This is a genomic window from Paenibacillus cookii, from assembly GCF_018333375.1.
In the GTDB taxonomy this organism is placed as follows: Bacteria; Bacillota; Bacilli; order Paenibacillales; family Paenibacillaceae; genus Paenibacillus_AQ; species Paenibacillus_AQ cookii.
In genome coordinates this window covers 67696-80411 of the sequence record NZ_BORW01000006.1, presented here as the reverse complement: position 1 = coordinate 80411, position 12716 = coordinate 67696, and the positions used below count along the sequence as shown (strand labels likewise).

The window sequence follows — 12716 nt, the reverse complement described above, 5'->3', positions numbered from 1 at the left end:
GAGACACCTCCTTTATAAGTTCACTTCCCGTGGCCTACGGCACGGACCACGCCGGCCGCAATGTCCTGCAGGGGCAACACGTGGCTCACGCAATCAAGCTCGAAGGCCGAACGCGGCATGCCGTAGACGACGCACGTTTCTTCGCTTTCGGCAAACGTGCTTTTGACGCCCGCATCATAGAGCCGTTTCATCATTTTCGCCCCGTCGCTGCCCATTCCCGTCATCAGCACCACATGGCGCTCCAAGGAATCCAGTGGCAGCAGCGATTCGAAAAGAACGTCCACAGACGGCTTGTGGCCGTTCAGCGGCTTGTCGTCGGACAACGACGTTATCAAGCTGCCGTCGGCGTCCCTGACGATTCTCAAATGCTTCCCGCCGGGAGCAATGTAGGCCGAACCCGCTTGCAGCTTCATGCCGTCCTCCGCCTCCATGACCTCGAGCGGGCTGAAGGAATTCAACCGCTGCGCAAGGGAGCGGGTAAAATTAGGCGGCATGTGCTGGACGATGACGACCGGAGCGGGTAGATCGGCCGGGATATGCTCCAGCACCTCTTTCAGAGCTCTCGGGCCGCCGGTGGAACATCCGATGGCGACGATGTCGTTAAAGGCATGCCGCACTCCGCTGCGTTTTTCGTTGCGCTGTTCGTGACGCTTTTCGTTACGCTTTTCGCGGCGTTCCTCGAGCGGGGCCGAAGCCGCGTTATATTCCCGCGCTGCCGCGGTCTCGGCCACTATGACGGGAGGCGGCGCTTCGGGCTTGGCTTTTTTCGGCTCCTTCATCCTCCGCCCGGTTTTTTCAAGCGGGGTCTCTTGTTTCACGGCAGGAGGAGGAAGCGGCCGCTTGAGCGGCTCGGATGCAGCCTTTTTCGACTCGACGACGGCTCCTCCCGGAGGGGTGTACGGCCGCAGCGTTTCCTTCTGCAGGCGCCGCTTCCCCTCCTCGGCTTCAAAGGCAGCCCTTCTTTCCTTGGCGGCCATGGCCGCCTTCAACTGCACCAGAAGCGCATCCCCGACCTGCCCGATGTCCTGGGAATACGTCAGGGAAGGTTTGCGTATAAAATCAAACGCTCCGGATTCGAGCGCCTTAATCGTTTCCTTCATGCCTTCTTCATTGATGCCCGACAGCATGATGACGGGCATCGGTTGCTTGGCCATGATCAGCTTCAAGGCTTCGAGGCCGTTCATTTCGGGCATTTCCACATCCATCGTCACGATGTCCGGCTTCAGCCCGACGGCTTTCTCCACGGCTTCACGCCCGTTTACGGCCGTGTCCACGACCTGAAACGCGGGATCCTTTTCGATCAGATCCGAAAAAATTTTACGCATAAATGCCGAGTCATCAACAACTAGGACTTTATATGGCGCCATGCCATTTCCACCCCTTGTTCCTTTTTACAGAAGAATCATTTTGTTCGACGAAGCCACTTTTGCATAAATCCTTTGATTCCTGTCAAGGCGCCCGGTTCCGGGGAAGCAGGGACTGACGCATACAGCCTGGCGATCCGCTGTATTTCGCGCGCCGCTGCGCAGCCCGGAAAAGCCATGGAAAAAGGAACTTGCTTTTTTACTGCCTGCACGACATGGGAGTCATCGCTTATGTATCCAAGCAGCGGAACGTCCACGTTCAAAAACTTTTGCGCCGCTACCCTGATTTTGTCCGCCGTCTGAGCGGCTTCTTTTTCATCGCTTGCACGGTTGACGATCAGCTTGAACATCGTGCCGCGCTCCCTGGAGCTGACTACCTTGATCAGCGCGTAGGCATCCGTGATCGATGTCGGCTCCGGCGTCGTTACGACGATGCATTCGTCCGCCGATTGGATAAAGTTGAAGTTTTCCTGGGACAAACCGGCGCCGGTATCGAAAATGACGAAATCCATCCCGTCCGCAACCGTTTCGATCTGCTGCATGAAGTAATTCAGATCGCTTTGCGACAAGGAGAACAAATCGCTCAAACCTGAACCCCCCGCAATCAGCGACAGGGAGCCCGGACCTCGTTCGATGATTTCGTCGATCCGTTTCTCGCGCCGCAGCAAATGATACAGGTTATATTTGGCGGACATCCCCATCAGCACGTCGATGTTAGCCATACCGATATCGGCGTCGAACACCAGCACCCGCTTGCCCATGGACTGCAGCGCCAAGGCGAAATTAAGCGTAAAGTTGGACTTTCCGACGCCTCCTTTTCCGCTTGTCACGGTGATCAGCCTGGCTCCCTGCCGCGGCTGCTCGCCGCTCCCCAGGGCAGCGCGTTCGCGTTCGCGCATCATGACCAAATTTCTTAGCGTTTGTGCCTGATCCGTCATGCGCCTTCTTCTCCCAACAGCAGATCGCTAAGCAGCTTTTCCCCCGGCAGGAGCAGGTCATCCGGAACGTTTTGTCCGTTGGTCATGTAGGATAGGCGGAAAGGAAATTCCTTCAGCAAATTCAAGATGGGGCCGTAGCTTCCGGTCTCGTCCAATTTGGTGAAAATCACCTTGTCCAAGCCGTATTTGCTGAAATGCTCGGCGATCTTTTTCATGTCTTGGCTTTTGGAAGTCAAGCTGAGGACAAGGTACGTCTCGCTGCGTTCCACCGGTGGCAGGAGGCTTTGCAGTTCGGAAACGAGCAGCTCGTTGCGGTAGTTGCGCCCGGCCGTATCCATCAGAATAAGATCGCAGTAGTCCAGACGCTCCATGGCCCGCTGCATGTCCCCCGGAGACTGCACCACCTCCAGCGGAACGTTCAGGATCGATGCATAGGTCCGCAGCTGCTCGACCGCGGAAATGCGGTACGTATCGGACGTAATGAATCCGACCTTGCGATGGTAGCGGAAGAGTTGTTCGGCAGCGAGTTTGGCGATCGTCGTCGTTTTCCCGACCCCCGTCGGGCCGGCGACATAGACCATTTTGGTTCTGGGTGCGATGCCTCCGCCGAAACGTTCCGCCAAAAACCCCTTGATGCGGTCGCGGATAAACGACTCCATGTCCGCGTCGCTTAAGCTCCGGCCCTTCTCCTCCCAATGCTCAAAAGCTTCGCCGATCCATTCCTGGATAAGCGAGGCTTCGATATCCTGCCGGAACAACCGGTCCTGGAGTTTTTCCAGCACGTCCGGAAGCGTGCGCTGCATGGCGGACTGGCGCGAGATTTTGGCCATCCAGGCCTTCATTTCGCGCAGCTCCTCCAAAAGCTTGTCTTCGGCCGAGGATCTTCCCTTTTCATCCAAGGCGCGTTCCGGCATCAGGGCAGGCTGCATGCGGGGCGGAGCAATGGGCGGCGCTTCCGGCTGCGGCGATGGCATGATGCCAACGGCCTGCGAGCGCCCGTCTTTGCCCGTTTCCGCGGGATTAGCCGCAGGCGGCGCGATGCTTTCGTTTGCCGCGGCTTGTTCCGCGAACGTCTCCGGATGCCCCGCATCCGTTGCTTTCAACGCAGCCGTTTGGCTCTGCGACGTCCCTGCGCCCGAAGTCATTTCCGCCGTTTTTTGGTAAGCTTTGGGCACCGCTTGTTTCGGAACGGCGAGGGAAGGTGCGGCCGGGGAAGGCTGGGCTTTGGAAGGTTTCTGCGCCTCCTCTTCGACGGCCGCGACGACTTCGATTTTCTTTTGTTTGAACATGCCTAGAAAGCCGCCGATTTTCGTTTCCTTCGTGCTCAGGATCACGGCGTCGCTGCCGAGGTCATGGCGGATCTGGAGCATCGCTTCGGGCATCGTATCGACCAGATAACGCTTCACTCTCATAAATTCACCACTCCGACACTTTGAATTTCAACATTTGGCTCCAGCTCGCTGTAAGATAGTACCGGAATATCCTGCATGGTCCGCTCGATCACTTGCCGCAAATACATGCGGATCGTGGGCGACGTCAGGAGAATGGGCTGCTGCCCGGATTGCAGCAGGCGGTTGACCTGCTCGCTGAGCTTTTGGAATACCGTCTGGGTCGATACCGGATCCAGCGCCAAATAGCTCCCCTGATCGGATTGCTGCACGCTTTCGGCGATTTTTTTCTCCAGCGTCGGACCGACCGTAATGACCTTGAGCGTCTCCCCTTCCTGGGAGAACTGCTGGGTAATCTGCCTGGAGAGGGCTTGCCTTACGTATTCCGTAAGCACGTCCGGGTCTTTGGTGTATTGCCCGTAATCGGCCAATGTTTCGAAAATGGTGACGAGATCGCGGATGGAAACTTTTTCGCGAAGCAGCTTCGCCAGCACCTTCTGGACATCCCCGATCGCCAGCACGTTCGGAATCAGCTCGTCGACCAGCACCGGATAGTTTTCGCGCAAATTGTCGACCAGCGTTTTGGTTTCCTGGCGTCCAAGCAGCTCATGCGCATGTTTCTTGATGAGCTCGGTCAAATGCGTGGCCACGACGGAAGGCGGATCCACCACGGTATAACCCGACAATTCCGCCCTTTCTTTCGTCGCCTCGTCGATCCAAAGGGCCGGAAGGCCGAAAGCCGGTTCCTGCGTCTCAATACCCGATATGCTTTCGTCTTCATACCCGGGACTCATGGCCAAATAGTGATTAAGTAATAGTTCACCGCCGCCGACGCTATTCCCTTTAATTTTGATGACATATTCATTCGGTTTTAGTTGAATATTGTCGCGAATGCGGATGACCGGCACGACAAGTCCTAACTCCAAAGCGCACTGCCTGCGGATCATGATGATCCGGTCGAGCAGGTCGCCGCCCTGCTGGACGTCCGCAAGCGGGATCAGGCCGTAACCGAATTCGAATTCGATCGGGTCGACCTGCAGCAAATTGATGACACTTTCGGGGCTTCGGACCTCTTCGATTTGCTGCTCCTCCTCCTGCTGCTCCACTTCGATTTGCTTGCGCTCCATGTTTTTCTGCATCCGGTAGGCTGCATACAGCAGGATGGCCGCCAGCGGCAATGTCGTAATGATATGTATAGGCGTGAAAAAGCCGAGCATGGCAACCGTGCCGCCTACGATGTACAGCAGTTTCGGATAAGACATCAGCTGCTGCGTCAGATCGCTGGCAAGATTGCCCTCCGATGAGGAACGGGTCACGATCAAACCGGATGCCGTCGAAATGAGCAGCGCCGGAATTTGGGAGACCAGGCCGTCGCCGATGGTCAATACCGAATAGGTAGACAAAGCATCTTTGAAATCCATTCCGTTTATCGACATCCCGATGATGAAACCGCCGACCAGGTTGATGATGAGAATGATAATGCTGGCGATGGCATCGCCCTTGACGAATTTGGTGGCACCGTCCATCGCTCCGTAGTAGTCGGCTTCGCGTTCGACTTTTTGACGGCGCTCCCGCGCCTGCTGCTCGTTGATGAGCCCCGCGTTCAGATCGGCATCGATGCTCATCTGCTTGCCGGGCATCGCATCAAGCGTAAAACGCGCGGCCACCTCGGCAACCCGTTCCGAACCTTTCGTAATGACGATAAATTGAACGACGACGAGGATCAGGAAAACGATGAACCCGACGGCGATTTGTCCATTGGCGATCCAGCTGCCGAACGTGGATACCACGGTTCCGGCAAACCCTTCGGACAGGATCAGTTTCGTCGTCGAGATGTTCAGCGCAAGCCTGAACAACGTCGTGATCAGCAAAAGGGAAGGAAATATCGAAAATTGCAACGCTTCCTTCGTGTTCATCGCTACCAGCAAAATGAGCAGGGCAAGCGAGATGTTGATGACGAGCAGAACGTCCAAAAGCCATGTCGGGATCGGAAGAATCATCATGAGAACGATGCCGATGACACCTAGTAATACCGTAATTTCCTTTGCTTTCAATGGCTTCACTGCCTCCGATCCCTGAGATTATTTAACCTTGCCTTTAAGTTTGTATACATATGCCAAAACTTCAGCCACGGCCTGAAACAAATCGGCGGGAATGGAATCCCCGATCTCCGCTCTGTGGAACAGGGCCCGGGCGAGAGGTTTGTTTTCCATGGTTATGACGCCGTGTTCTTTGGCTATTTCCTTCATCCGCAAAGCCACGTAATCCTGGCCTTTGGCGATGATTTGCGGAGCTTCCATTTTGGAACCCTCGTATTTCAGGGCGACGGCGAAATGCGTCGGGTTGGTAATGACGACATCCGCCTTGGGGACCTCCTGCATCATGCGCTGCATCGCCATCCGGCGCTGACGCTCCCTGATCTTCCCTTTGATCAGCGGGTCTCCCTCCATTTTTTTGTATTCGTCCTTGATGTCCTGCTTGGACATGCGGATGCTTTTTTCGAATTCGTAACGTTGATACAAATAGTCCAGTATCGACATCGCAAACAAGACGGCGCCGATTTTCAGCCCCAGATTCATCGTCAGGCTGGCGACAAAATGAAAGGTTTGCTCGATGTTCGTCTCCGACAACCTGCCGATCTTCGGCAAGGCGCCGGACAATGTCTGGTAAACGAGCAGCCCGATCACGGTAACTTTAAAAATCGATTTCAAGCATTCCACAAGCGACCTGACCGAAAAAATATTTTTAAACCCTTTGATCGGATCCAGCTTGCTGAATTTGGGTTTGAGCATCTCGCCCGTCAACATGAATCCGACTTGGGCCACATTGGCGACGAGAGCCAGCACGATCGTGATGATAAACATCGGCGCCATCAAGATGAGAATCTGAATGGAGTACTCCATCGCCAGGTTCATCACGTTTCCGATCGAAATGCCGGTTTGGAGACGGTGCAAAAACACGTCCTTGAACAGCCCTACCAGCCGTTCCTTATAAAATCCGCCGAACATCAACAAGCTTAAAAAGGAGGCAAGCAGCACCACCGAGCCGGAAATTTCCTGGCTTTTGGCGACTTGGCCCTTTTTACGGGTATCCTGGCGTTTTTTAGGCGTTGCTTTTTCGGTTTTTTCGCCGGCGAACAACTGCAAATCGAGCCGATATCTGTAGGACACTCCAGTCGCTCCTTTATTCCTGCTTAGGCCGGCTTGCGCCCCATCAGCCCCAGCAGATTTTGCATCGATTCGAACATGATCCCGAACAAATCGCCGAACAAATACGAAAAGCTGGGCACGATCAGCAGCAGCACAATCAAGCCGACAATCACTTTAAGCTGCATCCCGATCACGAATACGTTAAACTGCGGAGCGGTCCGGGCCAAAAAACCGAGTCCCACGTCCGTCAAAAACAACGCGGTAACGATCGGCGCCGACATCTGAAAGGCCAGCACAAACGATTGGCCGAAGGTTTTAACCAAAAAGTCGGATATGCTTCCGTTGTAAAGCTTCATAAAAAAATCGTTGGACAGCGGAACCCAGTCGTAACTCCGTATGATCCCGTCGATCAAGTAATGATGCCCGTTCATCGCAAGAAACAATAAAAGGGCGAACATGTATTTAAAGTTTCCGAGAACCGGTGCCGATGCCCCGGTCATCGGGTCGATGACGTTGGCGATGCCGAATCCGATCTGTATGTCGATAAACGCGCCGGCGGTCTGAATGACGACGAACAGCAGATACGCGACGAACCCCAGCACCAAGCCGATAAGGATTTCGCGGATGATGAGCAGCACGTAAGTCAGGTCGGCCGGCAGCTCATGATGGACGCCGTACGTGAGAAATACGAGAACGGACAGGAAAAAGGACATGCCAATTTTGAAAACGTTAGGGACTCCCCTGGAAGACAGCACAGGCGCTACAACAAAAAAAGAGGTGATTCGACAAAAAATAAGCATGAAAACCGGCAAGCTATTCAGCAGCATGTTCATCGATCGCTACCGCCTAACCGATATACTTATATAAGTTGTCGAAGATGTTATAGGTGAAATCGACAAGCGTCGTTAAAATCCAAGGCCCGAACAGCAGGAGCGCCAGCAGCACCGCCACGATTTTAGGAATGAACGCGAGGGTCTGCTCCTGGATTTGGGTCGTCGCCTGGAATATGCTCACGATCAGGCCGACGATCAGCCCCAGCAGCAGCATCGGCGCGCTTACCTTCAGCACGGTATATACCGCTTGTCCCGCAAGGCCGATAATAAAATCAGAATTCATGGCCGGCCTCCTTCGCCTTTCTCATCCATCATGTATTAAAACTCAACAGCAGCGACTTGACGACCAGGTACCATCCGTCCACCAGCACGAACAGCAATATTTTGAACGGCAGCGAAATCATGACCGGCGGGAGCATCATCATCCCCATGGCCATTAAGGTGCTTGACACGACGATATCGATGATCAAAAACGGAATGAATATCATGAATCCCATTTGAAACGCCGTTTTCAGCTCGCTGATCGCAAAGGCGGGCACCATGACGGTGAGCGGGATATCCTTGTACGTTTTGGGTTTTTCCGTTTTGGTGTATTTCATGAACAACAGCAAATCTTTTTCCCTCGTTTGCGAAAACATAAACTTTTTCATCGGCTCCGCCGCTTTTTCCAGCGCCTGCGTTTGGGTAATTTCGCCTTTCAGATACGGCTGCAGGGCAACGTCGTTGATCGATGAAAACGTTGGTGTCATCACAAACAGCGTCAAAAACAGCGCCAGGCCGACAAGCACCTGATTGGGCGGCATTTGCTGCGTGCCAAGCGACGTTCTCACGAACCCCAGCACAACCACGATCCGGGTAAAGCTTGTCATCAGCACCAGCAGCGCCGGCGCGATGCTGATGACAGTGATCAGAAGCAAAACCGACAATGAGCTGGTGCTCGGTTTTCCTCCTGAATCGCCTACCTGGATATCGATGTTGGGAATGGGATCGGCAAATGCCGCCGTCAAGGCCAGCAAACTGATAACCGATAAAACGATGAAAGCTAGCAAAACCTTCTTTTTCATGGATCCCTCAACCGATCTGTAGTATTGTCTTCGCGAAGAAGCTCCTCCATCTTTTCTTTTCGGCTGGACATTTTTCGCAGCTTCTCGTCGAAGACTTCGTGAAAAGAGGATGAATCCTCGAGTGTAATCTCTTCCGACAACGTCCCTTGCTTGCGGAACCTGGAGGCCAGCTTTTCAAGCACCGGGGAAAACGCGCCCGACCGGGCGCCCGCTTCCTGCTCGAAGGCCTCCATGATCAGCTTCACTTCTTCCGGATCCGTAATCTTGTCGACCAGGCGAATGTCCTCGCCTACGCCGACCAGATACAGGTTGCTGCCGATTTCAATGATCTGAAGGGATTTGTTCGGTCCAAGTCCGACGGCTCCCAAGGTCCGAACCGCTCGGCTGGTGAACCATGTTTTGTTTTTTCTTCCGAGAAAACGGATCAACAGCACGATGAGTGCGACGATGACCGCGAGAACAACGATGACGTACACCAGATTAAGCGCATAATTTCCCGGGTTTTGGGGCGTTTGCATATCGGCGCTGAACATGGAAGATTAAACGCCCAACGTTTTATTGATCGCTTCGATGACGCGGTCCGTTTGGAACGGCTTCACGATGAAGTCCTTGGCCCCGGCCTGGATCGCGTCGATGACCATCGCCTGTTGGCCCATGGCGGAACACATGATGACCTTCGCGCTCGGATCCAGCTTCTTGATTTCCTTCAGGGCGGCGATGCCGTCCATCTCAGGCATGGTGATATCCATCGTAATCAGGTCCGGGCGGAGTTCCTTGAATTTTTCGATCGCTTGCGCCCCGTCCTGCGCTTCTCCGACGACCTCGAAACCATTTTTAGTCAAAATATCACGGATCATCATTCTCATAAATGCTGCATCATCCACGATAAGAATACGGTTTGCCATTGATTAAAAATCCTCCCTAAATTTTGCTATTGTAATTTTTGTATTCGGTCCCATTGGCTGAGAATGTCTGTGACGCGTACGCCAAAGTTCTCATCGATGACAACGACTTCGCCTTTGGCGATCAGCTTGTTGTTTACGAGAATATCCACCGGCTCGCCCGCAAGCTTGTCCAGTTCGATGATGGAACCTTGGGACATTTCCAAGATATCCTTAATTTGCTTCTGGGTCCTTCCTAATTCTACGGTGACCTTCAGAGGAATGTCCATCAATAAGTTCAAATTATTTTGATCGACCGGACCATAGGCCGGGGATTGCAAATTCGAAAACTGCACGGGCTGCACGTTCACGTTCCGGTTATACGGCGTGCCGTAATGCTGAGGCATTCCGTACGGCGGCATCTGCGGGTTCTGCTCATAGCCGGGCATCGGCTGGCCTGCGGCCGGATATTCTCCCGGATAGCCCGTTGGCTGCTGGCTTGGGGCCTGCGGCTGCTGCGGCACCGATTGCTGCTGCGGCGGCTGGGCCGGCGTCGGCTGCGGGCTCGGAGCCGGCTTTTCGGGAGCCTGGGCCGCTGCGGCCGTTTCCTCAATCAGCTGCTCGACGGAATCGGCGCCGTGAATCAAAATGTTGACCATATCCTTGGCGAATTGCACCGGCAGAAGCTGCATGATGGTCGAATCGATCAAGTCCCCGATCGTCAGCCGGAACGAAATTTTGATGAGCGTCTCGTCCGCGGGAAGGCTGCTGACGCCATCCCCGCTGGCCACGTCCAAAATATCGATCCCCGGCGGCGAGATGTTCACGAAACGGTTGAAAATCGTGGACATCGAGGTTGCGGACGAGCCCATCATCTGGTTCATCGCTTCCTGAACCGCGCTGATATGTATTTCGTTCAGCTCTTGATCTTCGGGGTTCCCTTCGCCGCCAAGCATCAGGTCGGCAATGACCTGGGCGTCGCGCGTTTTGATGACCAGCGAATTGATCCCTTCGAATCCGTCGACATACGTCACGTGAACGGCGACATGCGGTTTGGGAAATTCGGATTCAAACTGCTCGCGCGTGATGATGGACACTTTCGGCGTCGTGATATCCACTTTTTTGCCGAGAAGCGTGGAAAGAGCCGTCGCGGCGCTGCCGAACGTAATGTTTCCGATCTCGCCGAGCGCGTCCTGTTCCAGCGGCGTCAAATAATCGTCCACCGTCATCGTGCCCGCTCCTTTGGAATAATCCGATTCGGACTGCTTAAGCAAAGCGTCTATCTCTTCTTGCGACAAATATTCGTTACTCGTCAAATTCCTCAACTCCTTCGCTGACAATTTCGTCGATTTGAACCGCTACCCGATCCTTCAGCGTTCCCGGGCTTCCGATGAATTTCAGGCGGTCTCCTACCCGGATCGACAGGCCGGTGCCCACCGCTTTGTTGAGGCTGATGACATCCCCGACGCTGAGGCTCAGGAATTCGGATACGGAAATATGGCTCGTGCCGAGTTCGGCCACGATATTCAGCTTCGCCTGACTGATCCGGTACTTGAGCGATTCGGCTTCTTCAGGGATGCTTGATTTTTTCTCCGAGACGAACCATTGGTGCGCCGAAAGCTTGGACATGATCGGCTCAAGCACGACATGCGGTATGCAGAGGTTGATCATTCCCGTCGTATCCCCGATTTTGGTGCTCAGCGATATGAGCGCGATCGTTTCGTTCGGAGACACGATTTGCATGAATTGCGGATTCGTTTCCATCGCTTCCATCCGGGGCGAGATATCCAGCACGGTCTTCCAGGCCTCGGCGAGGCTGTCGAAAGCCCGGCTGAAAATCTTCTCCATGATGGTTGTCTCAATCTCCGTCAAGGTATTGATCTTCGTGGGCGCATTGCCTACTCCGCCCAGCAAACGATCCAGCATCGCGTACGCAACGTTGGGGTGAACCTCGAGCACCATTCTTCCTTCCAACGGCTCGGCTTCAAAAATGTTCAAAATCGTCATTTTGGGAATCGACCGGATAAATTCGTCATAAGGAAGCTGCTCGACCTGTACGACGCTGATTTGCACGAAAGTGCGCAGCTGTGCCGAGAAATACGTCGTCAGGTAACGGGCAAAGTTCTCATGGATGCGCGTGAGGCTCCGGATATGGTCTTTGGAAAAGCGGACCGCCCGTTTGAAGTCATAAGACCGGACTTTTTTCTGGGTATCCTCTTTTTTCAGCTCCTCCGCATCCATTTCGCCGGACGAAAGCGCGGCAAGCAGGGCGTCGATCTCATTTTGCGATAATACGTCAACCAATCATCTCACCCCCTTAAAGGATTGTCTTGGGTTCTCTACAGCATGTTAGGGAGAATCCTTCGTTTAGATCGGCGTTACCAGGTACTCTGTGATTTCGATCTGATTCAATTTCCCTTCAGTCAGGGTCTTATTGATCAGATTGATCAATTTTGCGCTTAATTGGTCCTTGCCTTCCGAGCCCTTTAATTCTTCCGGCTTGGTGTCTGCAAGGGTTTTGATAATAATCGGTTTGATTTTAAACTCCTTGATCTTGTCGAATGCTTCTTTGGATTTCTTATCGTTCAATTGGAACGCAAAATTCATCAATACGATATAATCCTGATCTGCAAGATTGGTTTTGATATCTTTGATTTCAGACGTCATTTCCACGAGTTCATCCGCTGATAATTTTTTCCCCTCGGCCGCCGGAGCCGCAGCATTCGAAGTGGAGTCTTTTCCGAATTGAGGCGCTAGCAAAACAGCAGCAACCACGATCAGTGTTATCGCCAGAAGTATAGTAATCAGCCAGGGCAGCATTTTTTTCATGAGTTTTCCTCCATTTGTTGCACTTTGATTGTGGCATTGTGAACGCCGATTTCCTGATTGTATTGTTTCACCAAGGAAATGACCTCAGCTGCTTTTTCCAAAACGATCATGCGTTTGCCTGTGACCAACGTAATATAGGTGTCTGGCGTTTCTTCCACTGTTTCGATAAGCAAAGCGTTCAGCCATATTGGTGAGCCGTTTAACCGGGTAACAGAAATCATAGCAGAGCCTCCTATGGAAATTCGGGAGAGGCGGTCCCTCTCCCGCTAC

The 12716-nt window shown here is 53.5% G+C and carries 14 protein-coding genes; all 14 read right to left on the bottom strand.

What is annotated here, in order from left to right:
• Nucleotides 1–20: 20 nt before the first annotated feature.
• A complete protein-coding gene (locus KI367_RS08270) occupies nt 21–1367 on the bottom strand; it encodes a protein-glutamate methylesterase/protein-glutamine glutaminase (protein ID WP_036706944.1) in 1347 nt (448 codons plus the stop codon).
• 35 nt (nt 1368–1402) lie between these two features.
• Nucleotides 1403–2302, bottom strand: a complete 900-nt coding sequence (locus KI367_RS08265) for a MinD/ParA family protein (RefSeq protein WP_212948937.1) — start codon at nt 2300–2302, stop codon at nt 1403–1405.
• A complete protein-coding gene (gene flhF / locus KI367_RS08260; protein ID WP_212948935.1) occupies nt 2299–3714 on the bottom strand; it encodes a flagellar biosynthesis GTPase FlhF in 1416 nt (471 codons plus the stop codon). Before flhF ends, KI367_RS08265 begins: the two co-directional genes overlap by 4 nt.
• Complete coding sequence (gene flhA, locus KI367_RS08255) at nt 3711–5744, bottom strand: flagellar biosynthesis protein FlhA (protein WP_036706939.1); 2034 nt, start codon at nt 5742–5744, stop codon at nt 3711–3713. Before flhA ends, flhF begins: the two co-directional genes overlap by 4 nt.
• A 27-nt stretch (nt 5745–5771) precedes the next feature.
• Nucleotides 5772–6860 (bottom strand): flagellar biosynthesis protein FlhB, encoded by a 1089-nt coding sequence (flhB, locus tag KI367_RS08250; RefSeq protein WP_212948934.1) that lies wholly within the window; start codon nt 6858–6860, stop codon nt 5772–5774.
• Between the two features lie 23 nt (nt 6861–6883).
• Nucleotides 6884–7672 carry a flagellar biosynthetic protein FliR gene (gene fliR, locus KI367_RS08245; protein WP_212948932.1) on the bottom strand — a complete coding sequence of 263 codons (789 nt, stop codon included), beginning with the start codon at nt 7670–7672 and terminating at the stop codon, nt 6884–6886.
• A 13-nt stretch (nt 7673–7685) separates the two neighbouring features.
• Complete coding sequence (gene fliQ, locus KI367_RS08240; protein ID WP_212948930.1) at nt 7686–7955, bottom strand: flagellar biosynthesis protein FliQ; 270 nt, start codon at nt 7953–7955, stop codon at nt 7686–7688.
• A gap of 28 nt (nt 7956–7983) precedes the next feature.
• Nucleotides 7984–8736, bottom strand: a complete 753-nt coding sequence (gene fliP / locus KI367_RS08235; RefSeq protein ID WP_036706929.1) for a flagellar type III secretion system pore protein FliP — start codon at nt 8734–8736, stop codon at nt 7984–7986.
• Nucleotides 8733–9269, bottom strand: coding sequence for a flagellar biosynthetic protein FliO (locus tag KI367_RS08230; RefSeq protein WP_156124495.1), 537 nt, complete (start codon nt 9267–9269; stop codon nt 8733–8735). The genes fliP and KI367_RS08230 overlap by 4 nt, the downstream gene beginning before the upstream one ends.
• Nucleotides 9270–9275: 6 nt before the next feature.
• Complete coding sequence (locus KI367_RS08225) at nt 9276–9641, bottom strand: response regulator (RefSeq protein ID WP_212948929.1); 366 nt, start codon at nt 9639–9641, stop codon at nt 9276–9278.
• Nucleotides 9642–9667: 26 nt separating this feature from the next.
• Nucleotides 9668–10933, bottom strand: coding sequence for a flagellar motor switch phosphatase FliY (fliY, locus tag KI367_RS08220; RefSeq protein ID WP_036706928.1), 1266 nt, complete (start codon nt 10931–10933; stop codon nt 9668–9670).
• Nucleotides 10923–11921: a flagellar motor switch protein FliM gene (gene fliM, locus KI367_RS08215; protein ID WP_036706926.1), complete on the bottom strand. Its 999-nt coding sequence runs from the start codon at nt 11919–11921 to the stop codon at nt 10923–10925. Before fliM ends, fliY begins: the two co-directional genes overlap by 11 nt.
• Before the next feature lie 63 nt (nt 11922–11984).
• The gene (locus KI367_RS08210) at nt 11985–12446 is read right to left on the bottom strand and encodes a flagellar basal body-associated FliL family protein (RefSeq protein WP_212948927.1); all 462 of its coding nucleotides are present in this window, start codon (nt 12444–12446) and stop codon (nt 11985–11987) included.
• Entirely contained in the window at nt 12443–12667 is a 225-nt protein-coding gene (locus KI367_RS08205; RefSeq protein ID WP_036706922.1) for a flagellar FlbD family protein, read from the bottom strand. Before KI367_RS08205 ends, KI367_RS08210 begins: the two co-directional genes overlap by 4 nt.
• Nucleotides 12668–12716: the final 49 nt, after the last annotated feature.